Genomic DNA, 22403 nt, shown 5'->3' on the forward strand with positions numbered 1-22403 from the left:
ATGTTAAAAACCATAACAAGTAGATCCAGGCAAAAGAGGGTGCCGGTGTGGTTCATGAGGCAAGCTGGAAGATACCTACCAGAGTACCACGAGGTAGCAAAAAATGCGGGAAGCTTTCTAGAACTGTGTTATACACCAGAGTTAATGAAAGAAGTTACATTGCAACCGGTAAGAAGGTTCGGCTTGGACGCAGCAATAATGTTTTCAGACATACTAGTAATTCCAGATGCTCTAGGTTGTAAGGTAAGATTCACAAAAGAAGATGGCCCTAAACTACAATTAATATCAAGTTATGATGAAATCAATATCCCAGAAGAAATAGTATTAGACCATCTTAAAAATGTCTTCGAAGGTATAAAAGAAGTTAAAAGATCACTACAGGAGGATATATCACTAATAGGATTTGCAGGTGCACCCTGGACCATAGCATCCTACATGATAGGAAGAGATAAAAATTTTTCAAAAATAAGAGAGATGTGTTACTTACAAGATAGAAGTTTAGAAAAAATAATAGAAAAGATTACAGAAGTGACAATCTCATATTTAAAAAAACAAATAGAAAGTGGTGTAGACATAATACAAATCTTTGACAGTAATGCAGGAATTGTACCAGCTAGTGAATTCGAAAAGTGGATAATAGATCCTACAGAGAAAATAATATCATCCATACGTGAATCTTACCCAGAATTTCCAATTATAGGTTTTCCAAAGGGTGCAGGGATAATGTATAAAAAATTCTCAGAGAAAACAAAAGTGTCAGTTACAAGTATTGACTACAACATTCCAATATCTTGGGCAAAAAATAATATTTCATCAATATTACAGGGAAATATAGACCCATATCTGGTAGCATATGATAAAAATAAAGCAGTGTCTCAAACAAGGGATCTAATCAACATAATGAAGGATGAACCATTTATATTTAATTTAGGACATGGAATAATTCCAAGCACTCCTATAGCCAATATCGAGGCACTAATAGAAATAGTAAGATCTAGTATTTAATATATTTTTAAAAGCAATACCTTAAAATATGAACTTGACAAATCACTGCTTTAACTATAGAAACACAATAAATAAATAGTCTTTAAGGATACTGAAATGAAAGGGAAGCTACATGATCATCATTTAGTAAATCCCAGTCCATGGCCGTTACTGTTTTCATTTACAATACTGATAACAGCATTAGGAGCAGTAGGAACAATACATGGCTTACATATTGGTAAGCTTGTACTTGCAATTGGCATACCTTCTGTCAGTATAGTCTTGTACAAGTGGTGGAAAGACATAGTTACAGAAGCAATTAAAGACAATTGTCATACTGAAATTGTAAAAAAGGGACTTAGATTAGCTATGGCTGCTCTCATCCTTTCAGAAACAATGTTCTTTTTTGGTTTCTTTTGTTCATTTTTTAAAGCTTGGCTATTTCCCGTACATATACTTGATAACCTAGTACCAGGCAAACTTGTATCCTGGCCTCCAGATGGTATCACTAGACTCGATCCTTGGTCTATACCTTTGCTAAACACTGTCATTCTTTTATTATCTGGGTGTACATTAACTTGGTCTCATTACTCTCTGATAAACAACGACAATAAGAATACAGTAAAGATGTTAGGGATAACCATAGTACTTGGAATCATATTTTCTGTATTTCAAGCTATAGAATATCTACACACAGGATTTTCTTTCCGTGAAACTGGAGAAAAAGCCATATATTCTTCAAATTTTTACATGATAACAGGGTTCCATGGGCTACATGTAATAGTTGGTACAATATTTTTAACTATATGTTGGCTTCGGGTAAAAAAAAATCAGTTGTCTTCAGAAAATCATGTAGGTTTTGAGTGTGCAGCATGGTATTGGCATTTCGTTGATGTTATATGGTTATTGCTGTTTGTTTTTTTGTATTGGATAAGTTCATAATATGAAAATAATAGGTCTTGACCCTGGCTTAAGCTGTACAGGGTGGGGCGTGTTGTCTATTGATAAAGATATAAAATTAATAGATAAAGGTGTTATTATAACCAATAGTAAAGAAACTACTAGTCAAAGGTTAAACAAAATACATACAGACCTTCTCAATATTCTTAAATTACATAGCGCAGACAGTGCATCTATGGAAGAGGTGTTTGTAAATAAGAATCCCAAATCTTCAATATCACTGTGTTATGCTAGAGGTATCTTATTGTTAACTCTGAACATTATAAACATACCAGTGTTTGAATATTCAACAAATTACGTAAAAAAATTAGTTACAGGTAACGGTCATGCTAGAAAAGAACAAGTACATTTTATGATAGAAAAGATTCTAAATATTAAATGCTTAGGTACCTATGATATTTCTGATGCAATAGCTGTTGGCTTATGTCATGCCTATTCTAAAAAGAATTTTTAATATGGTTTTATATCTACCTTGCCTTCTTTTCTAGTAAATATTCGTATTATATTGTCAGTGTGTTGTGTTATGATTAACAGTGTTATATTGAAAAAAATTATGATATCATTTACTGTGTAACACATATATACCAGTAACATCACAAAAGTTGTCGATATAATAGACGACAATGATGAATAATTAAACTTTACAAAAAATATAATCCAACATAGTAAAAAACATATGGTAAATCTATATTCAATAAGTACCATTGATCCTAAAAAAGTTGATATACCTTTACCACCCTTGAATAATAGCCATATAGGAAACATGTGTCCTATTATAGAAAACATAACAGATATCAGAACAAATGTTTGGTCTGAGCTATAATTACTAGCTAACAAGACAGATATAAATCCTTTTGTTGCGTCTAAGAACAGAGTTAATGCAGCTAATTTTTTGTTTTTTCTGAAGACATTTGTTGCCCCTATGTTACCTGACCCTATTTTTCTAATATCACCTAACCCTCCCATATAAGATAATATTAAACCAAATGGTATAGATCCTATTAAATAAGATGATACTAGTATAATGATGTGGACACTCATACTATATTACAATTAATTTACATTAAAATGATATAAGATTTTCACATTACTTCAATATTGTTATAATAATTAAGATACAAAATGGTGTAACGGATATGAATATTTCATTTTCAGAGATTATATACAGTGCATTAAAAGAAGACTTAGGAGAAAAAGGTGATATAACTACTAATAGTATATTGATGAATGAAAAAGTAAATTTTAATATAAATGCAAGGGAAAATTTAGTAGTTTGTGGAATTCCTATATTGGAAGAAATTTTTAACATGAATGAAAAATATATAAAATATGAAACTCATAAGAAAGATGGGGATATAACAGAAAAGAACAGTATTTTAGTGAGCGGAGAAGCATTAGCAGTACGCTTAATGTCTATTGAAAGGGTTATTTTAAACTTTATCCAACATGCTTCTGGCATAGCATCAATTACTAGGCAATTTGTTGATGAAGTATCTGGTACAAAAGCTAAAATTCGTAGTACTAGAAAGACTACTCCTGGATTAAGAATATTGGATAAGTACTCTGTACATGTCGGAGGTGGAGAAAATTACAGAAATAGTTTATACGATGGTGTGCTTATAAAAGATAATCATATAGCTAGCTGTGGAAGCATAACTTTAGCTATACAAAGACTTAGAATGAATTTAAAAAATGAGTATATTGCTATTGAATGTGACAATATATCTCAGGTTAAGGAATCACTATATAATAATGTGGATATGATCTTACTGGACAATATGAGTGTTAGTGAAATAAAAGAAGCAGTAGATATAGTTAATGGAAAAGCAGTTTTAGAAGTCTCAGGATGTGTAAATATAGGAAATGTTAGAAACATTGCACTAACAGGCGTGGATTATATTTCTATTGGTTGTATAACTAATTCTTTCAAGAATAAAGACATAGGTCTTGACATTGAATGCAACAACAGTGACTAAATTAGTTAAATTTAAACATTTTATGTGTATTCTCTATGAACAATTAATACTTAATTTGATCTTATATCTTTCCAGAAACTTCTTACTTTTTGGAAAAAACCTGTTGACTGAGGATTGCAATCTACATTAGGTTCATCATCAAATTTTTGTAACAATTCTTTCTGTTGTTTTGTTAACCTTACAGGAGTTTCTACAGTTAGCTGTATATACATATCTCCTCTTTTAGATGAATTTATAATTGGCATTCCTTTTTCCTTTAGCCTTAACTTATCTCCATTTTGCGATCCTTCTGGGACTTTTACTTTTGTCCATGTGCTATCTATAGATGGCATTTCTATATATCCACCTAATGCAGCAAGTGTCATTTTTATAGGTACATTACAATAAAGATCAGCTCCATTTCGTGTAAAGAATTTATGTTTTTGTATATTAGGGTAAACATACAAATCTCCACTCCTTGCACCTCTATAACCTGCTTCTCCTTTCCCATTTAATCTAATCTTATTACCACTTTCTATTCCTTTTGGAATAGTAACAAGTAGATTAATTTCATCTCTTGCACGACCACTTCCAGAGCACTTTTTGCACTTATTTTGTATTATTTCTCCTTCCCCATTACATATGTGACATGTTCTTTCTATTGTAAAAAACCCTTGTTGTGTTCTAACGTTACCTACACCATGACAAGTACTACATTGTACAGATTTTGCTGATCCTTCACTTCCAGAGCCACTACAGCTTGAACATTTTATGTAAGTAACATAACTGATAGGTACCTTCTTACCATTGAATGAATCTTCCAAGGTTATCTCTATATCAAACCTTAAGTCTGATCCCGCAACACTACCATCATGTCTTCTAGATGATCCTCTTCCTCCTCTAAATCCTCCACCGAAAAGATCATTAAATATATCAGAAAAATCGCCAGGAAAGCCATTGTTAAAATCAAATCCACCTCTTCCAGAATTATCAAAAGCATTGTGTCCATATTTATCATATGCTGCTCTCTTATTTTGATCTATAAGTACATCGTAAGCTTCTGATAATTCTTTGAATTTTTCTTCTGCTTCCTTATTACCAGGATTTTTGTCAGGGTGGTACTTCAGTGCCATTTTCCTATAAGCTTTTTTTATCTCTTCTGGTGTTGCACTCTTACTTACACCTAACAGGTCATAATAGTCGCTTTTGCTCATACCAATTCTTCTTTATAAGTATCAGGTAAAATATTTATATACGATTTAAAAAAAATTCAAGACTTACCTATGTGTATTTTTAATCTTACTAAAATCTGTAACTAAGTCAAAGATATAAAAGGCATTTTTAACAATAGAAAGCCTATTTTTACATAAATCTTTATTTTCTTGATCATTTACCTTCACATTATCCATAAAATTATTTACACAACAACTCAAATTATAAAGGTTATCTAACGATTCTTCAAATTTGTTGTCTTTTATTAACCTTTTTATATTATTTTTTTGATAATTTATCTCTTTATATAAATCAATTTCTTCTTTTTCTACAAATAATCTTTTGTTGCATTTGTGACTTTTTATACTATTGAGATTGTCTTCCTTTGTAATTATATTACATATTCTTTTATATGCTTTTATTATTTCAGCTCCATTTTTGGTAAAAATATAATCGTTAAGAAACTCAGCCTCTTTTTTTATTAACAACAGATTATTAAATTTTCTGCTTTCGATTACAGCATTTATTATATCTTCTTTAATACCGTTTCCTTTTAAGATAATTTTGAATCTATTTGAACAAAACTCTATCACAGAGGAAATAATATCCTTTCTTCTATTTGTTCTTGATATTACATCCTTAATTTTATCAATAGCAGTTTTTTCCATTATTGCAAATGAGTATAACGAGACAGATTTTTCTATTAAAAGTTTTATTGGTATATTAAGATTATTTTCTAGTATTATTCTAATAATTGATATAGCCATCCTTCTGATAGAAAAAGGATCACGGGAACTAGTGACTTGTTCCCCTGCTACTATCATTCCAACTAAACTATCTATTTTATCAGATATAGATACGGCTATTGCTATAGGAGAAGAAGGACATTCTTTTTGTGAATTTGTTGGTTCATAATGACTAACTATGGACTCTGATATTTCTAATGGTTCATTGAAGTAAGAAGCGTAATACCCTCCTATTACTCCCTGTAGCTCTGGAAATTCTTTTACAGCTAATGTTGATAAATCAAATTTAGATAACTTTGCTGCTCTTTCTACTTTTATTAATGAAGAATGAGGTATCCATATGGAAATGTACTTTGATAAAGCTATGATACGATTCACTTTTTCAAAAACAGAACCAAGTTTTGCATGAAATACTATTTGTTTTAGCTTTTCTATGTAGTAATCAATACCATATTCTTTATCTTTTTTTATTAGAAAACTTGCATCTACTAGTCTGGCATTTAGTACATTATTGTGTCCTCTTATTATATTATCATTTGATATGGTAGATATTGTAATGAAGTTTGTGATTTTATCTCCTGTAAAAACAGCTAAGTATTTTTGATGATTGTGCATTACGCTCAGTATTAATTCTTTCGGTAATTCAGAAAATTTTTCATCTACTGATCCCATTATAACTACTGGGTATTCTAAAGTACCGTTTAATTTATTAATTAATTGTTGATTATTTTCACATGTTAAATTACTTTTTTCAGTTAGATTTTTTATTTGGTTTAATATAAAATTAATTCTTTCTTCTTGACATAAAATTACATTGTTGTTTTTTAGCTGTAAAATATAAGAGTTGAAATCTGTAACTTCAAAGAATTCTTTATTTATAAGTCTGTTACCGCAGGATTTGTTGTTTGCTTCCATATCAGCAAATTTTATTGGTAATACTTTCCCGTCTAGTATACACATTAAATTTAATATAGGACGAATCCAATATGTTTTTCCACTTCCCCATCTCATTTTTTTATCCCATGGAAAGTTATTTAACATATTTTCTATAATTAATAAAATTATATGTTCTGTACTTGTTTCTACACTACTACTAAGTTCAGCATAATAAAAATTATCATTACCAACTTTGCAAACTATAAGATCACTTAACTTTTTACCAACTTTTTTTAAAAAACCTTCTATTGCAATTTTATTTTCTGATACCCTTGGTCCTTTTATTTTCAATGTGTTATTGGATAAGTTATAAAATATATTTTTTACATATAAAGTTAATCTATTTGAAGTTATAAACACCTTCATTAGCTCAAAACTAATATTATGACGACTTAATTCTTTTTTTACATAAGAATTCATGTATGAATGTGCACTACTCTGCATTTCAGGAGGTATTTCTTCTGATAAGCATTCAAATAATAGTTCTAAAGGCATGTCATTTTACTTATTTTAGTGACACTGAGTATATAAGCTACAACATAAATTTGCAAGTTTACGTACACGTAGTATATAAGATGCACGTTCATTAACTCCAATAACTCCACGAGACTCAAGTAAATTAAGAATATGACTGGCTTTTGTGCAAATATCATATGCTGCTAATGGCAGCTTTTTTTCTATTAAAGAAATGCATATTTGTTCAGCTTCATTAAATTGCTTGAAAAGAATATCTACATCATAATAATCTAAAGCTAATTTAGAAAATTCATATTCACGTTGTTTAAATATATCACCATAAGTTGTTCCATGATCATCCCATAATATTTTATATACACTGTCAACATTTTGAATTATCATTGCTATTCTTTCTAAACCGTACGCAATTTCTCCTGGAGCTGAAGAACACTCAATACCGCCTACTTGTTGCATATAAGTAAACTGAGTTATCTCCATACCATTACAGGTAACTTCCCATCCTAGACCCCAAGCACCAATACTTGGATTTTCCCAATCATCTTCTATAAATTTTATATCGTGAGTTTTAATAGATATTCCTATTTTTTCTAAGCTTTTTAAGTAATCTGATTGTAACTCTGTATTAGATGGCTTTATTAGTACTTGATACTGATGGTGCTGATACAAACGATTTGGATTATCACCATATCTTCCATCACATGGTCTAATAACAGGTTGAACGTAAGCCAATTTCCAAGGCTTTTTTGATATTGCTGCCATTGAAGTTGCTGGATGAAGAGTTGCTGCTCCTAATTCAGAAGTGTATGGATGAAATATTGTGCATCCATATTCTTCCCAATAACATTGTAAGTTTCTTATTATACTTTGAAAATTCACAAAACATATAACCAATCCTAATTATCGATATTATAGAATAATAACAGGAAATTACACAAGGTTTATTTTTTTATATATTATTAATTTTTTTTATTAAACATATAATTTATTTAAAATAATTATAATAATAATTTATTTATTAAATATAAAAGTTATATACTAGTATGTGTATTTTTAATGGTTTGATTTTTTCTTGCATTTTTGTTTCATCAGTATAATCTTTGTTAATCATGAGGTAATGTTTGCTAATTACTATATAGTTGTCTTTTGTATAGATGGGATGTCGCCAAGTGGTAAGGCAACGGTTTTTGATACCGTCATTCGAAGGTTCGAGTCCTTCCATCCCAGCCGTTTTTCAAGTAATTTTACATGCTAACCTTATGTTTTTTTATAGATACATGTTATTCTCCTTTATATTAAGAAAAATAAAGAATCTTGTAGTTAATCTGCTGTTTTTTGCAATATTTCTTTATTTTTCTTCTCTTATTTTTATAGCTATGAAAGAAGGAATTAGTGTTGCTTTTGCATACAAAGATCCTAAAAATGTTGCTATTTACGCTTATAAGTATTTAAAGTGGTGTTATTATAACTCTGGTTCACTAACTTACTCTATATTTTTTAAAGCAGGTGTATCATTAGTTATACCTTTTTGGTTTTATTTGAAGATTTCTAAAATTAATTGGAGTAGATTTTTTAGGAGTCTATTTGAATATGTATTCTCTATGTTAAAAAAAGATACTTATGATAGTAGAAACTTGGAATTTAACGGTAAGAATAATATTGATTTTGAAAAAACTGATTATCGTGAAGAACTTTATAGAATAAAAAGAAATGCAATAATAGAAATAGAAGAATCAATAAATAAAATGACTTCAGAGATTTTATGTATAAAAAATAAAAAGGATAGTGAGAATTATAATAACATAATTGACAAAAATTAATTTAATTTTCCTATTCCCATAGCATGTTTTATCATATAGCTTTTAATGTTTTCTGAATTTTGAACTATGAATAACCCAGCCCTTCTTGCAATTTTTGCTATGCAAGATTTCCTAGAAAATATTCCATCTATACATGTAGTAAAAACTGCCATAGATAAATTGTCAAAATATCTGTCGTAAGAAAAATTTCTTAATATGTAATCACTACCTATATCTATACCATATTGTTTTGCTGATTTTATGTTATTTACTAATTTTTCAATATCTCTTATACCTAAATTTAATCCTTGACCTGCAATAGGATGGATGGAATGTGCTGCATCTCCTATCAATACTAATCTATTTTTATATAAACATTTAGCAAGCATTAAGTGTAAAGGAAAACACTTTATTTCACTATCTAATCTGATATCATTTAAGTATGGGGCACATTTTTTTTCTAATTCTGTCATAAAAGCTTGTTTGCTTAGCTTCATAAACATTTCACTAATATGGGTTTTGTTTGTCCAAACTACAGAAGACTTATGTCCATCATACATAGGTAATATTGCAAATGGTCCTCCATGAAAAAAATGCTCTATAGCTAAGTTATTATGGTTGTTTGTATGTTTTACATTACAAATAATACTGCTTTGGGAGTAATCGTGACTAATGGATGGTATATCAAATATTTGTCTTAGGTTTGAATTTTTACCTTCAGCGGATATTAATAATGGAGTTACTAATGTTGTGTTATTAGTTAATTCTATTCTTACTAAGTCATTTGCTATATTTACTGAATTATATGTGCATTCTGAATATAAATTTATTTTTTTTATATGCTTTCTAAAAGCATCACATAGGAATTTACTTTCTACAATATAACCCATAGGATTATCACTTATAGACTTATAGTCATAATGTGTAAATACTGAACTGTCTTCATCTTTTATTAAAATATCTAGTATAGGACAATGTTCTTTTATATTGTTCCATATATTAAACTTATCTAGTATTTCTTGAGATTTTCTTGATAGAGCAAATACTCTGCCTTTTGGTATTGATGATAAGATTTTATTTTTATCTATTAAAGCTATAGAGATAGAAAGCTGGTTTAATGCTATTGCTGTGATTATTCCAGTTATTCCTGCTCCTGAAATGACTACATCGTAGTATTTGCTATTGCTACTATTCATGAAAAAATCACGCAAAAGACATAAAAAATGTTCTAACAATTAAAAATTAGATAATTATTAATGTTATGGTGTGTCCGAAGGGATTCGAACCCCTGACCTACAGCTTAGAAGGCTGATGCTCTATCCAGCTGAGCTACGGACACATTATAACTATGAAATGGTACTTTAATTAACATATTTGTCAAGCTTATAGGTTTTTTTGGTAATTAGAAGTTATGTGCATCTGTTAATTTGAATAGATGTTTTGTTAAAGCATTAGATATTTAGTTTCTGTAATATAAGCTATGGGATTATCAATTTTATAATCATAACGTGTAAATATTGAACTATGTTCATCTATTAAAATATCTAATATGACACTCTTATATTGTTCTATATATTAAGCTTATCTTCTATATTTTATTTAACAGTTGAGAGTTATTTTTATATAGATTTATATTTTTTAGCTAGTGTAAAGTATATATGTTATGAATTTTAGGATAATGTATTAAAAGTTGGATATTATATATTGTTTAGTTATTTAAGATTTGGTACTATAAAAATCCTTGGTTTTACGTTTTTAACATGTTTTATTATCAAAATTGTTCATCTGAGTACATTATAACTAGCGAATCTGTTTCTAATGGACATCCTGATAAAGTTGCTGATCAGATATCTGATGCTATACTTGATTATTATATATCGTTAAATCCACTTGTACATGCTGCTATAGAAACTTTAGTAACAAAAAACAAGGTAATAATTAGCGGTGAAATCTGTGGAGTTAATGTTAATAAATATGATGTAGAATGTATAACTCGTCAAGTTATAGAAGAAATAGGATATGAACAGGATGGGTTTCATTGGAAATATGTTGTTATTGAAATTTTGATACATGAACAGTCTCCTGATATTATTATTGGAGTAAGTTCTGGTAAAAATCAAGGTGCTGGTGATCAAGGTATAGTATATGGGTATGCAATAAATGAAACTGAAACTTTTATGCCTGCACCAATTTTTTATTCTCATTTAATTTTAAAAAATATTGTTTCTGCAGTAAAAAATTTTGAAATACCAAATCTTGGTCCTGATGCAAAGACACAAGTCACATTGCTATATAAAGATAATATTCCTATTAAAGCATCTAATATTGTACTTTCTATACAACATTCTGAAGATTTTTCACAAAGTCAAATAAGAGATATTGTTTATTCTTATGTTGAGAAATCTTTACCAGAAGGATGGATGTGTCCTGATAGTAATTTTTTAGTTAATCCAACAGGTAGATTTGTTATAGGTGGTCCAGTTGGGGATTGTGGTTTGACTGGTCGTAAGATTATGATAGATACGTATGGAGGACATGTACCTCATGGTGGGGGAGCTTTTTCTGGAAAGGATCCAAGTAAGATAGATAGATCTGCTGCTTATATGGCTCGTTATTTAGCAAAAAACATTGTTTCTGCTAAATTAGCTAATCAATGTTTAGTTCAGTTATCGTATGCTATTGGTATTTCCCATCCTATTTCATTTTATGTAAATACCTTTGGTACTGGGTTTGTCAGTGATGATGTAATAAAAAATTTTATAGAAGATAGTGTAGATTTATCTCCTTATGGAATTTGTAAGCACTTAATGTTGCTTAATCCTATTTATAAAGTTACATCTTGTTATGGACATTTTGGGAGAGTGCCTAATAAAAATGGAAGCTTCTCTTGGGAAAGAGAAGATTTTGCTTTAAAATTGAGAAATGAATTTCATCTTGTATAAATATTCTTTACGCTAAATTTGTAATTGATTATGTAATAAAAAATTTTATAATGTAGATTTATCCCCTTATGGGGTTTGTAAGCACTTAATGTTGCTTCGTCTTATTTATAAATTGAATATTTTGAAAGAGTATCTCATAAAAATTAAGCTTTCTCTTAGGAAAATTTGATTTAAAATTAAAAATGAATTTCGTCTTATGGTAAATATTCTTTACACTAAATTTGTCATTTGTAGTGTAATAAAAAATTTTATGTAACCGTAGATTTGTCTTCTTATGAAATTTATCAGCACTTAATATTGTTTCATCCTATTTATAAAGTTACATCTATTTTATATTTAGTCTTAAGAAGTATAAACATCTACTTCTTATATAAAGAGTATTTAATAATGTTGAATATTAGATATGGTTACTCAATTATATGATAATTAAAGAGGCAATCTTACTTATGTATATATAAAAGGTAAGTAATGTAAAACTAACTATGTGTTGTACATTGTTACATATTTATTAGTATTTTAAGTAAAAGATTTTTTTAAAGATAATCATTTACAAGTATTTCTGCTATTTGTACTGCATTTAATGCTGCACCTTTTCTTAAGTTATCACTTACTAGCCACATGTTAAGACCATGTTTTACTGTCTTATCTTTTCTTAATCTTGATACATAGACTTCATCTTCATGTACACTATCTAGTGGCGTTGCATACCCACCATCTTCCCTTCTATCAAGTATTATAATTCCTGGAGCATTTTCTAATGCTTCATAAGCTTCTTCTTCTGAAATCTCAGAGAGAAATTCAACGTTTAATGATTCAGAATGTGATACAAATACTGGAACTCTAACACATGTTGCACTTACTTCTATGTTATGATCTAATATTTTTTTTGTTTCAACAGCCATTTTCCATTCTTCTTTTGTTGAACCGTCTTCCATAAAGACATCTATGTGTGGAATACAATTGAAAGCTATTCTTTTTGTAAATTGTTTAGGAGTGATACTTTGATTCATAAACGTACCTTTAGTCTGTGAATAAAGTTCATCCATTGCAGATTTTCCTGTACCAGAGACTGATTGATACGTTGATACTACAACTCTCTTTATTTTTGATATTTTGTGTAATGGATTTAAAGCTAAAAGCATTTGTATTGTAGAACAATTCGGATTAGCAATAATATTATGTTTATGATACTGAGCTATATCTTCTGGATTAATTTCTGGAATTACTAGTGGAATTTCATCTTCCATACGAAATAAAGAAGTATTATCTATAACTATACATCCTTTATTTGCTGCTATTCGTGCATACTGCTGTGATACTGAAGATCCAGCTGAAAAAATTGCTATATCTGTATCAGTAAAATCATAACTATCCAGATCTTGAGCTTCTAATACCTTATCTCCATAGCTTAACTTTTTCCCTATAGATTTTTTTGATGCTAGTGCTACAATTTCCTTTATTGGGAATGATCTACTTGCTAAAATGTTTAAAGCAACTCTACCTACATTTCCTGTAGCTCCTACTATTGCTATTTTGTAACTCATGGTTTTTTACTGTTATATACCAAATGATAATAAAGAACCTACAAGATTTTTATTGTGATCAGATGACTTTTTTAGAGCATCATTGAATGCTGCTTTAATTAAATCTTCTATAAGGATAGCTTTTTCTTGTAATAGTGATGGGTCTAATTTTACTTCAATAACTTGGTAGATGACCATATTGGATACACTAATTTTTACAGATACTTTTCCTCCAAGTGATGAGCCCTCAAATATTTGAGATTTTTGATGTTCTTGAAAATCAGAGAATTTCTTTTTTATAATATCTTGTAAATTAGATAATTGATCGCTAGAGTACATAGCTAACTCCTTATTATTGCTCTTTTTTTATATTTTCTATATTTATAACTCTTGCTCCATCAAACTCTTGTAATATATCGCAAACAGTTGGATCAAGAGATTGATTATAACACGAGTTACTACTTTTGCTTATATCAAAATTTTGTTCAATGGATATATTCCATTTTTTATTTGTTAAATTATAAAAAAAATTTAATAAATCTCTATGAAAATCTTTTGGTAAAACCTGATTAGTTTTTATATTTAGTGTTCCGTTATTATAATTTATTATTTCTAAATCAGATTCATATACTTGTTTATATAAGTCTTGCATATTATTGCTTTTTAACAGTTCAAGTAATGCTTTGCGATTACTATCTATTTTAGTATTTCCTTGAATCTTATCTATTATTTGCTTTGGAGATGGTAAAGATGATAGGTAACATAGTCTTATAATTAACATATTAGCAGTCTGCTTTATACAGCTAGATGATTTTACTTCTTGTATTCCTTTAAAAAGTACTTGCCATAGTCTTGATAAAAATGTAGGGGATAAAATCTTTTCGTTTTTTACATGTGCTATAATATTATAATCAAATATAGATGTGTCTTTTTTTGTTATAGAGAAGTAGCATATTTCATAAATAATCTGCAGCATGTTATCTAAAATTATAACAGGGCTATATGAACTACATGCTTCTTCAAATTTATTGATGGCTTCTACAGTATTTCCTATAACCAATGGTTCTATTATTTCTAGTAATGTATGTCTGCTAACATAGCCTAACATTTCTTTTGTAGTTTTCTCAGATAAAGTTTTATTACTGTATATAGCAGCTTGTTCTAATAAAGATAAAGCGTTACGTATAGATCCATCAGCATTATATGCTATTAATTTTATACTTTCTTCGTCAAAGGATACATTTTCTTTTTTTGCTATAATTTTTAAGTGACTTACAAGTTTATCTGTAGGTATTCTTCGAAAATCAAATCTTTGGCATCTGGATATAATAGTTACAGGTATTTTTTTTACTTCTGTTGTTGCTAAAATGAATTTTACATAAGGTGCAGGTTCTTCTAGTACTTTTAGTAGTGCATTAAATGCACTGTTGGATAACATATGTACTTCATCTATTATATATACTTTGAATTTTGAGCTAATTGGCATGTACCGTGAATTTTCCAAAATCACTTTTACATCTTCTATACTTGTATTACTTGCTGCATCTATTTCTATTACATCTGGGTGATTAAAATTTTTTATAGATGTACAATTTTGACATACATTACATGGATCAGATGTTGGTCCAGAAATACAATTTAAGCACATTGATATTATTCTTGCAGCAGTGGTTTTTCCTACACCACTAGTACCTGTCAAAAGTATGGACTCTGGTACTTTGTTTAAATTAAATGCATTGTGTAAGACACGAACTAAAACCTCTTGTCCTAAGAGATCTTTAAAATTGCTAGGCCTATACTTTAATGCGAAACTCATTTTTGGATGATAACATAAAAAATGGGCAATACAACCCAAAGAAACAATGCTACGGCTGCTTTATTCCTAACCTGACCGGCTTCACAAGCTCTCTGCTCATATTACCCTTTATATTATAATTTAACTCAAGGAAATATCAAATAAAAATTTTTGTTTATTTTATAAAAAAATAGAATACTAAAGCATTATTGTTAATACATATTAATTGTTTTTATTTAACTCTTTTAAGTAGAACAACCTTTCCATAGCTGCTTTTAAACATGAAGTTATTGTTTGAGGTAAGTGTGAATTTAGTACCTGTAGTGCAGCCTGTGTTATACCACCACGACTTGTTATAGATGATATAAGATGACTTATGGTATTTTGTCGCGTTTCTAGTAATTTAGCACTTCCTATAAATGTTTGAGATATAAGTTTTATTGCATCTTCTTCATTTATGCCTGTAGCTACAGTATTTTTTACTAATTCTTCTGCAAGAGAGAAAAAATATGCAGGGCCAGAACCAGTAATGGGAGATAATTTATCGAAAATATCTTCTTTTTGTATCCAATATATAAGCCCTGTTTCATTAAAAACAATTGATACTTTTTGTTTTTCAGATAGTAATTCTTCTTCCATGTAAGAAAGGTTTACACTTTCACCTAATGACATAGCAATATTAGGCATTACTCTTATTATTGTTGTAGTAGGACTTAAGCATGTTTTTAGGAAATTAATATCAATTCCAGCACACAAGGATATAAAAGATGCAGATTCACTATAAATTCTATAATTTGGGATAACATCAAGAACTTGTTGTGGTTTTATTGCTATTACTACAGTTTGAGGTGTAAAATCTTTGCTTATTTCTTCGTAGCTTTTTACAAACGTTACTTTAGATATACTACTAAAGATATCTTTTTTCGATAGGCTAGGCTGTACTACAATCACTTTTGATATTTGATTACTATATGACCACTTATGTAGTAATATACTTCCTAAGTTACCACATCCTATTAATAATATATTCATTGTCTGTTATATAAATAATAATAAATATAACATAAGCAGTATAATATACTTAAATAAATTTGTAAATTATAAATTGTTTTTATAAAATTAGCATTTAGTTCAAAAAAGGATATTTTTATGACATTAAATTCTGCTGTTATTTTAGCTGGTTGTGGTCATATGGATGGCTCAGAAATCAGGGAAGCTGTTTTGGTTATGCTTGAACTTGATCGGCATAATGTAAATTTTAAATGTTTTGCACCAAATAAGAACCAGAAACAAGTTATAAATCATAAAAATAGGGAATCTGTAGAAGAAGTGAGAAATATTTTAGTTGAATCTGCAAGAATAGCTAGAGGTTCTGTATATGATATAGAACAAATAAATATTGAAGAATTTGATATGTTAATAATTCCTGGTGGTTATGGAGTAGCAAAAAATTTTTCTAACTTATTTGATGAAAGTAAAGAAAGTAATTATATACTACCCGAATTTAAAAATGCTGTGTATAAATTTTATAATGCTAAAAAACCTATAGGGGCAGTTTGTATATCACCTGCAGTAATAGTTGCATTATTAAAAGATATTGCAAAGGTTAAAGTAACAATAGGAGAAGATGCTAATGATTTAATAAACAAGTTGGGAGGAATTCATGTTGATTGTCCTACTATTAAATCTGTACAGGATGATATAAATAGAATATTTTCTTGTTCTGCATATATGAGAGATGATAGTCTTTACAATGTGTACCTTGGAATACAAGATATGATATCATCTATGGTAAATTATCTGAAATAGTGGTGACTGTAAAAATTAGTTTTCATAATATTAAGTTTATTTGTTTAAAGTATAAAGAATGTGATTACAGGTAAGTTATTATGTAATTTACGTTAAAGATATTTTTTAGTTATAGGGATTAGTGTTATTACTGCATAAGCATTAAGTGTTTATAATGTTCTCTAAGTTTCTTGTCTTTGTGAATAAATACATTTCATTTAGTAACAGCAACTGAAATTCTAACACTTAATTTGTGATAGTAGTATAATCTTTACCTACATTTAGCCTATTTTTAAATATAATTTTCTGATAGCAGTAATACTATATCTAACATTCTCATAGCAAAAGCCCATTCATTATCATACCAGGCTGCTATGCGACACAAATTGCTATCAGTAACGTATGTTTCATTTGCATCTACTATTGAGCTGTATGTACTATGGCAAAAATCTATAGAAACTAATTTCTTGTCTGTTATATTTATTACTTTGGAATTTTGTGATAGATTTTTTATTATGTAATTTATTTCATTAGCAGTAGTTGGTTTAACAGAGTTAAACACTAAGTCTATCATGGACACATTTGGTGTAGGTACACGTACAGCTGTTCCATTAAGTTTTCCTTTTAATTCTGGTATGATTAAATCAATAGTTTTTGTTGCTCCTGTTGTGGTGGGAATTATGGACATCATGCATGCTCTTGCTCTTCTTAAGTCTTTGTGATTGTTATCAACTAAATTTTGGTCATTTGTATATGAATGTATAGTTGTAATAAATCCATTTTTTATTCCTATTGTATCGTTCATTACTTTTAAAATAGGTGCTATACAGTTTGTTGTACATGATCCAGCTGAAATAACATTATGCTCTTTTTTTAGCATTTCATTGTTTACATCGTATACAATTGTTATATCAGAATCTTGCATAGGGGCTGATACCAAAACTTTTTTTACTGTAGAATTTATATGTTGTTCTGCTAAAGATTTTTTATTAAATTTTCCTGTGCATTCCAATACTATGTCTACGTTATGTTTTTCCCAGAAGATGCTTTTAGGTTCTCTTTCCATTGATAATGGAATTTTCTGATCATTTATTATAATGTACCCTTCTTCTGATTCTACATTATATGGAAATATACCATGAACAGAATCATATTGAATGAGGTGTGCAAGTATTTCTGATGATGCAGATCCGTTTAAGGCAGATAATTCTATTTTTTGTTTATATAGTAATTCATTTTCATATATAGCTCTTATTAAGCACCTTCCGATTCGACCTAATCCATTTATTCCTATTTTCATACTTATTCTCTTTAACATAACACAAACGTTTTTTTATCTTTGTGCTTTCTTAGTACAAAAAAGCAACGTTCACACTATCATAAAGTTAAATAACCTTGTATTTCTTGTATAATTATGATATAATATGACATTGAATTTGTTACTTAATTCCAAACGTGGGTATGTATTAATTATAAGAATTGGAGGTAAAATGTTTGGCAAAGAGAATGAACAACTTAAGGAAGATACGCACATTAAACTAAATACCATTCTAAAGCAACAATACTATAGTACTTTGTTAAAATTAAATCGTCAAGATCTTATCAGAAAAAACTTTATTATGGGTGTAAGTGTTTTTTATACTTTAGTTTTTATTTCATTTGCCATTATGCAATCAGGAGTTTTGAAATTAACACGAAATCAATTGACATTTTTTTCTAATTTCATGGATTATCTAGCTCTTTTTTTATGCTTGTCTTTTCTTATATCAGGTTTATTGAATGTTTTATATTTAGAAAAAGAAAGAAAAGAAATAAATAGAAAATTAGAGCTGCTAGATCAAGAGAAAATAGATAAAAAGAAACCTATCAGTATTAAAGTTGCAGATTTTTTAGATGATCATGCAAGTAAGGTTGATCTTGCAGGTGCATTTTTTACTACTGGTATGCAAGCACTTGCTATTTTTAGTTTAACGCTTCCATCAATTTTTGATGTAAGTAAAGTTCCTACTGGCACTGTATTTAATTTACAGGGAATTGTAGATACTGTGGGAAATATTCTTTTTACAATAGCTGCAGCTATGTGCTTACTTTCTTACGTGGTGAGATGTAAGAAGGATAAAAATGGTAAGTCTGCACACAATATGACTCGATTATTAGTTATTTCTGGTATATTTTCTGGTACTTTCCTTGTTTTTGCTGGAAAAGTATTACTTTCTTTTGAAACCAGAGGTGGTGCAATTTATACAGGAAATACTGGTCCTTTTGGTATGGATACACTTCCAGTAGCATTAATAATTCGTACTGTTGGTATGGCAATATTTTGTGTAGCATATGCAATGATGATATATTGTAGTGTAAAAGAAGGTAAAGAACTATCTGATAAAGTACATAGTTATGATTGTTATAATGGTCTTGATAATGATAGTGTTTGTTCTAGTGTGTCTAGTCTGCCTAGTAAGTCTAGTATGCCTAGTATGCTTAGTACGTCTAGTACGTCTAGTATAAGCGGTGTTCTTGAGGTTGTTGATCATTCTCGAAAACAGAGTATTAATTCTTGCTATTTTTAGTTTAACGCTTCCATCAATTTTTGATGTAAGTAAAGTTCCTACTGGCACTGTATTTAATTTACAGGGAATTGTAGATATTGTGGGAAATATTCTTTTTACAATAGCTGCAGCTATGTGCTTACTTTCTTACGTGGTGAGATGTAAGAAGGATAAAAATGGTAGGTCTGCATACAATATGACTCGATTATTAGTTATTTCTGGTATATTTTCTGGTACTTTCTTTGTTTTTGCTGGAAAAGTATTACTTTCTTTTGAAACCAGAAGTGGTGCAATTTATACAGGAAATACTGGTCCTTTTGGTATGGATACACTTCCAGTAGCATTAATAATTCGTACTGTTGGTATGGCAATGTTTTGTGTAGCATATGCAATGATGATATATTGTAGTATAAAAAGAGGTTAAAGAACTATCTGGTAAAATATCTAGTATTAATTGTTATAATGATATTGATAATGATAGTGTTAGTTCTTATGTAAGAGATAGTGTTGATTCTGATATGAGCGGTGTTTTTGATATTGTTGATCATTCTCAAAAACAGCTTATTACAGTAATGTGTGTTATAAATTTTATATTGATTTTTTATATTTTTTTGTTATAATACTATTGGGTTGAATTTCTGTTCTGGAGTGGAGTATTTATGGATAATTACAGTAAAGTACAATTTCAAAGTGCTTACTATAGCGCAGGGCTTAGGAGTTATCTAGTAAAAGTGTATAATTACATGGCTATGGCTTTAGGTTTAACTGGTGTAGTAGCATTTTTTGTATCTTCTTCTCCTGTTATTATCTCTATGATATATAATACTCCTTTGCATTGGTTAGTTGTCTTTGCTCCCGTGGGGTTGGTTTTTTTAATGTCATATAAGCTAAATGTTTTCAGTTTTCAGACTGTATTAACGATATTCTTTAGTTTTTCGGCATTAGTAGGGGTATCTATTTCATATATATTTTTGGTGTACACGGCAGCAAGTATTGCAAAAGTATTCTTTATTTCATCTTCTATGTTTGGTGTGATGGCATGGTATGGTAATGTTACTAAAAAGGATTTATCTCAATTTGGAACATTCTTATTTATGGGTGTTATAGGAATAATCATCGCTTCAGTAGTTAATTTATTTTTAAGTAGTGGACCATTACATTTTGCTTTGTCAGTTGTTGCAGTAATTGTATTTACTGGTATGACTGCATATGATGCTCAAAGGATTAAAGATATGTACTATAAGTTTAACGATGGCGGTGATTCTGTTAATAAAATGGCTATATTAGGTGCAACTACTTTGTATTTTAATTATATTAATATATTTGTAAGCTTATTGAATCTACAAGGGGAACGTAGATAATTTTTTATCAGTGATATATAATTATAGTTTTAAGTATAATTTTGTTGATTTAGCTTTTTTTAAAAAACTGGCGCGTTTTGTTGCTTTAAGTTTGAAGAAAGGTGATAATATATCTTTAGTTGGAGACTTAGGTGTTGGTAAGACTACTTTTGTTAAGTTTTTAGTTCATACATTAGCGCCGGATGAGGATGTAAGTAGTCCTACTTTTAGCATTATTAATGAATATCATTTCAGTAAATTTACAATATATCATATTGATCTTTATAGGGTTAATTCTTTATCTGAGATATATGATTTGGGAATAGATTGTATTTGTGATGATGGGGTGGGAATTGTAGAATGGTCTGGCTTATTAGATGGTATATTAGATTTTAATTTAAAGATAAGTATAAAATATTCTGCGGAAGACAATCTTAGAAATGTTGAAGTTTTTGTTAATGATGGCAAAAAATATGATGTTTTTAAGAATTTATAAATCGATGTATATATTGAAGCACATAAGGAGTACTTTTAAGAATTCTTTCAGAATATCAACGTCGGAAATGTGTTAATGATCTAATCTTTTTTTTGTTTTTGTTATTCAAACGTATTATCATGGGTTCTTATGTGTTGAAATACTTTTTTGATCTCAATAATAGTGTCTTATCAGGGACACTAATGAAATAATTAGTAATAATATCATTTGTTTTCTATTAAATTCTATTTGACATGTTATATAAATTAGAATTTATAATATCATCGAGTAGTTTTTTGTGATGCTTGCCTGCAATACTTAAATTATAACATTTTCATTATGATATGGTAGAGTAATGCAGCTTTTAAAAATACTATAGTATTCTACAGTTGTAAAAAAACTTTATTTTGAAGTTAATACCATATTGATCAAATTGCCTTCCTTTTTTGGTAAGCTTTCAGGCTTTGCAATATCAGCAGTATCTCTTATTAGTCTTTCTATAATATCCATTCCAACTTCTGGATGAAGTATTTCCCTTCCTATAAACCTTAGTGATATTTTTACTTTATCACCTCTTTCTATAAATCCACGTAACATGTTTAATTTTACGTTGTAGTCATTATCTCCAATATTAAGCTTGAACTTAAGTTCTTTTACTATTATGGTTTTCTGTTTCTTTTTTGAATCACCTATTTTTTTCTTATGGCTGTATCTGTATTTACTGTAGTCAAATATTTTACATAGAGGATATTGATCATCATGTACTATTTCAACTAAGTCTAAATTAACAGCTTTAGCTCTAGATAAGGCATCTTCAATGTCTATAACTCCAATCATAACACTATTTTGATCGACAAGCTTTACTTTTTTTGCTGTTATCATTTCATTAATTTTGTTTTTATTAGAGAATTTTTTTGTTTTCAAATCT

At 29.0% G+C, this 22403-nt stretch carries 22 protein-coding genes, 2 tRNA genes and 1 other RNA gene; 12 read left to right on the forward strand and 13 right to left on the reverse strand.

From position 1 onward, the window contains the following. From hemE to ruvC, 3 genes are all read left to right on the forward strand, one after another. The gene (hemE, locus tag EHF_RS00005) at positions 1–1005 is read left to right on the forward strand and encodes a uroporphyrinogen decarboxylase (protein WP_044193835.1); all 1005 of its coding nucleotides are present in this window, start codon (positions 1–3) and stop codon (positions 1003–1005) included. 96 nt (positions 1006–1101) lie between these two features. Beyond that, positions 1102–1926 (forward strand): cytochrome c oxidase subunit 3, encoded by an 825-nt coding sequence (locus EHF_RS00010; RefSeq protein ID WP_044193845.1) that lies wholly within the window; start codon positions 1102–1104, stop codon positions 1924–1926. Position 1927: 1 nt separating this feature from the next. Then, positions 1928–2398: a crossover junction endodeoxyribonuclease RuvC gene (gene ruvC, locus EHF_RS00015; RefSeq protein WP_044193856.1), complete on the forward strand. Its 471-nt coding sequence runs from the start codon at positions 1928–1930 to the stop codon at positions 2396–2398. On the opposite strand, the gene plsY is transcribed toward ruvC, so the two are convergent. Next, on the reverse strand, positions 2395–2985 hold the full coding sequence (plsY, locus tag EHF_RS00020) for a glycerol-3-phosphate 1-O-acyltransferase PlsY (RefSeq protein WP_044193857.1): 591 nt from the start codon (positions 2983–2985) through the stop codon (positions 2395–2397). The genes ruvC and plsY overlap by 4 nt on opposite strands. Before the next feature lie 95 nt (positions 2986–3080). Between plsY and nadC the strand changes: the two genes are divergently transcribed. Beyond that, complete coding sequence (gene nadC, locus EHF_RS00025) at positions 3081–3920, forward strand: carboxylating nicotinate-nucleotide diphosphorylase (protein WP_044193859.1); 840 nt, start codon at positions 3081–3083, stop codon at positions 3918–3920. Between the two features lie 50 nt (positions 3921–3970). Here the strand turns inward: nadC and dnaJ are convergent, their stop codons facing one another. The 3 genes from dnaJ to EHF_RS00040 all read right to left on the reverse strand — a co-directional run bounded on the left by dnaJ (position 3971) and on the right by EHF_RS00040 (position 8146). Further along, positions 3971–5113 carry a molecular chaperone DnaJ gene (gene dnaJ / locus EHF_RS00030; protein ID WP_044193861.1) on the reverse strand — a complete coding sequence of 381 codons (1143 nt, stop codon included), beginning with the start codon at positions 5111–5113 and terminating at the stop codon, positions 3971–3973. A gap of 63 nt (positions 5114–5176) precedes the next feature. After that, complete coding sequence (glyS, locus tag EHF_RS00035; RefSeq protein ID WP_044193862.1) at positions 5177–7288, reverse strand: glycine--tRNA ligase subunit beta; 2112 nt, start codon at positions 7286–7288, stop codon at positions 5177–5179. 15 nt (positions 7289–7303) lie between these two features. Further along, positions 7304–8146, reverse strand: a complete 843-nt coding sequence (locus EHF_RS00040) for a glycine--tRNA ligase subunit alpha (RefSeq protein WP_084475720.1) — start codon at positions 8144–8146, stop codon at positions 7304–7306. Positions 8147–8422: 276 nt separating this feature from the next. Between EHF_RS00040 and EHF_RS00045 the strand changes: the two genes are divergently transcribed. Further along, a tRNA-Gln gene (locus EHF_RS00045) sits at positions 8423–8494 on the forward strand. A 32-nt stretch (positions 8495–8526) separates the two neighbouring features. Continuing rightward, a complete protein-coding gene (locus EHF_RS00050) occupies positions 8527–9087 on the forward strand; it encodes a hypothetical protein (protein WP_044193864.1) in 561 nt (186 codons plus the stop codon). Here the strand turns inward: EHF_RS00050 and EHF_RS00055 are convergent. Together EHF_RS00055 and EHF_RS00060 are read right to left on the reverse strand one after the other, a co-directional pair. Then, positions 9084–10262 (reverse strand): FAD-dependent monooxygenase, encoded by a 1179-nt coding sequence (locus EHF_RS00055; RefSeq protein WP_044193866.1) that lies wholly within the window; start codon positions 10260–10262, stop codon positions 9084–9086. The two genes, EHF_RS00050 and EHF_RS00055, sit on opposite strands and share 4 nt — an antisense overlap. Before the next feature lie 66 nt (positions 10263–10328). Next, positions 10329–10405: transfer RNA gene (locus EHF_RS00060), tRNA-Arg, on the reverse strand. A 421-nt stretch (positions 10406–10826) separates the two neighbouring features. Between EHF_RS00060 and metK the strand changes: the two genes are divergently transcribed. Next, the gene (gene metK / locus EHF_RS00065) at positions 10827–12008 is read left to right on the forward strand and encodes a methionine adenosyltransferase (RefSeq protein ID WP_044193869.1); all 1182 of its coding nucleotides are present in this window, start codon (positions 10827–10829) and stop codon (positions 12006–12008) included. A 533-nt stretch (positions 12009–12541) separates the two neighbouring features. Here the strand turns inward: metK and EHF_RS00070 are convergent. The 5 genes from EHF_RS00070 to EHF_RS00085 form a co-directional block, all read right to left on the reverse strand. Then, entirely contained in the window at positions 12542–13552 is a 1011-nt protein-coding gene (locus EHF_RS00070) for an aspartate-semialdehyde dehydrogenase (RefSeq protein ID WP_044193871.1), read from the reverse strand. 12 nt (positions 13553–13564) lie between these two features. Continuing rightward, positions 13565–13870, reverse strand: coding sequence for a YbaB/EbfC family nucleoid-associated protein (locus tag EHF_RS00075; RefSeq protein ID WP_044193873.1), 306 nt, complete (start codon positions 13868–13870; stop codon positions 13565–13567). Between the two features lie 13 nt (positions 13871–13883). After that, positions 13884–15347 (reverse strand): DNA polymerase III subunit gamma/tau, encoded by a 1464-nt coding sequence (dnaX, locus tag EHF_RS00080; protein WP_044193875.1) that lies wholly within the window; start codon positions 15345–15347, stop codon positions 13884–13886. A 17-nt stretch (positions 15348–15364) separates the two neighbouring features. Beyond that, positions 15365–15457: signal recognition particle sRNA small type (gene ffs, locus EHF_RS04545), an RNA gene on the reverse strand. Between the two features lie 91 nt (positions 15458–15548). Next, entirely contained in the window at positions 15549–16358 is an 810-nt protein-coding gene (locus tag EHF_RS00085; protein ID WP_044193877.1) for a pyrroline-5-carboxylate reductase family protein, read from the reverse strand. Between the two features lie 117 nt (positions 16359–16475). Here EHF_RS00085 and elbB point away from each other — a divergent pair, with 117 nt between their 5' ends. Then, positions 16476–17135 (forward strand): isoprenoid biosynthesis glyoxalase ElbB, encoded by a 660-nt coding sequence (elbB, locus tag EHF_RS00090; RefSeq protein WP_044193880.1) that lies wholly within the window; start codon positions 16476–16478, stop codon positions 17133–17135. Positions 17136–17406: 271 nt separating this feature from the next. Here elbB and gap read toward each other — a convergent pair whose 3' ends face one another. Next, positions 17407–18414 (reverse strand): type I glyceraldehyde-3-phosphate dehydrogenase, encoded by a 1008-nt coding sequence (gap, locus tag EHF_RS00095; RefSeq protein ID WP_044195716.1) that lies wholly within the window; start codon positions 18412–18414, stop codon positions 17407–17409. Positions 18415–18538: 124 nt separating this feature from the next. Between gap and EHF_RS00100 the strand changes: the two genes are divergently transcribed. The 4 genes from EHF_RS00100 (at position 18539) to tsaE (ending at position 21496) form a co-directional block, all read left to right on the forward strand. After that, positions 18539–19681, forward strand: a complete 1143-nt coding sequence (locus tag EHF_RS00100; protein WP_052349261.1) for a hypothetical protein — start codon at positions 18539–18541, stop codon at positions 19679–19681. Then, the gene (locus EHF_RS00105; RefSeq protein WP_044193882.1) at positions 19638–20084 is read left to right on the forward strand and encodes a hypothetical protein; all 447 of its coding nucleotides are present in this window, start codon (positions 19638–19640) and stop codon (positions 20082–20084) included. The genes EHF_RS00100 and EHF_RS00105 overlap by 44 nt, the downstream gene beginning before the upstream one ends. Before the next feature lie 235 nt (positions 20085–20319). Next, a complete protein-coding gene (locus EHF_RS00110; protein ID WP_044193884.1) occupies positions 20320–21021 on the forward strand; it encodes a Bax inhibitor-1/YccA family protein in 702 nt (233 codons plus the stop codon). 10 nt (positions 21022–21031) lie between these two features. Continuing rightward, positions 21032–21496, forward strand: a complete 465-nt coding sequence (tsaE, locus tag EHF_RS00115; protein WP_232228943.1) for a tRNA (adenosine(37)-N6)-threonylcarbamoyltransferase complex ATPase subunit type 1 TsaE — start codon at positions 21032–21034, stop codon at positions 21494–21496. A 381-nt stretch (positions 21497–21877) separates the two neighbouring features. On the opposite strand, the gene infC is transcribed toward tsaE, so the two are convergent. Next, complete coding sequence (gene infC, locus EHF_RS00120; RefSeq protein WP_044193886.1) at positions 21878–22399, reverse strand: translation initiation factor IF-3; 522 nt, start codon at positions 22397–22399, stop codon at positions 21878–21880. Positions 22400–22403: the final 4 nt, after the last annotated feature.

This window comes from Ehrlichia japonica (assembly GCF_000632845.1).
GTDB classification, from domain to species: Bacteria; Pseudomonadota; Alphaproteobacteria; order Rickettsiales; family Anaplasmataceae; genus Ehrlichia; species Ehrlichia japonica.

Bases quoted from the DNA above. Each gene is read 5' to 3' on its own strand.
- EHF_RS00070 (WP_044193871.1), bottom strand. From the start codon at position 13,552: ATGAGTTACAAAATAGCAATAGTAGGAGCTACAGGAAATGTAGGTAGA.
- nadC (WP_044193859.1), top strand. From the start codon at position 3,081: ATGAATATTTCATTTTCAGAGATTATATACAGTGCATTAAAAGAAGAC.
- EHF_RS00085 (WP_044193877.1), bottom strand. From the start codon at position 16,358: ATGAATATATTATTAATAGGATGTGGTAACTTAGGAAGTATATTACTA.
- hemE (WP_044193835.1), top strand. From the start codon at position 1: ATGTTAAAAACCATAACAAGTAGATCCAGGCAAAAGAGGGTGCCGGTG.
- EHF_RS00075 (WP_044193873.1), bottom strand. From the start codon at position 13,870: ATGTACTCTAGCGATCAATTATCTAATTTACAAGATATTATAAAAAAG.
- metK (WP_044193869.1), top strand. From the start codon at position 10,827: ATGTTTTATTATCAAAATTGTTCATCTGAGTACATTATAACTAGCGAA.
- EHF_RS00010 (WP_044193845.1), top strand. From the start codon at position 1,102: ATGAAAGGGAAGCTACATGATCATCATTTAGTAAATCCCAGTCCATGG.
- EHF_RS00055 (WP_044193866.1), bottom strand. From the start codon at position 10,262: ATGAATAGTAGCAATAGCAAATACTACGATGTAGTCATTTCAGGAGCA.
- EHF_RS00100 (WP_052349261.1), top strand. From the start codon at position 18,539: ATGACATTGAATTTGTTACTTAATTCCAAACGTGGGTATGTATTAATT.
- gap (WP_044195716.1), bottom strand. From the start codon at position 18,414: ATGAAAATAGGAATAAATGGATTAGGTCGAATCGGAAGGTGCTTAATA.
- EHF_RS00050 (WP_044193864.1), top strand. From the start codon at position 8,527: ATGTTTTTTTATAGATACATGTTATTCTCCTTTATATTAAGAAAAATA.
- dnaX (WP_044193875.1), bottom strand. From the start codon at position 15,347: ATGAGTTTCGCATTAAAGTATAGGCCTAGCAATTTTAAAGATCTCTTA.
- EHF_RS00110 (WP_044193884.1), top strand. From the start codon at position 20,320: ATGGATAATTACAGTAAAGTACAATTTCAAAGTGCTTACTATAGCGCA.
- dnaJ (WP_044193861.1), bottom strand. From the start codon at position 5,113: ATGAGCAAAAGCGACTATTATGACCTGTTAGGTGTAAGTAAGAGTGCA.
- plsY (WP_044193857.1), bottom strand. From the start codon at position 2,985: ATGAGTGTCCACATCATTATACTAGTATCATCTTATTTAATAGGATCT.
- glyS (WP_044193862.1), bottom strand. From the start codon at position 7,288: ATGCCTTTAGAACTATTATTTGAATGCTTATCAGAAGAAATACCTCCT.
- elbB (WP_044193880.1), top strand. From the start codon at position 16,476: ATGACATTAAATTCTGCTGTTATTTTAGCTGGTTGTGGTCATATGGAT.
- ruvC (WP_044193856.1), top strand. From the start codon at position 1,928: ATGAAAATAATAGGTCTTGACCCTGGCTTAAGCTGTACAGGGTGGGGC.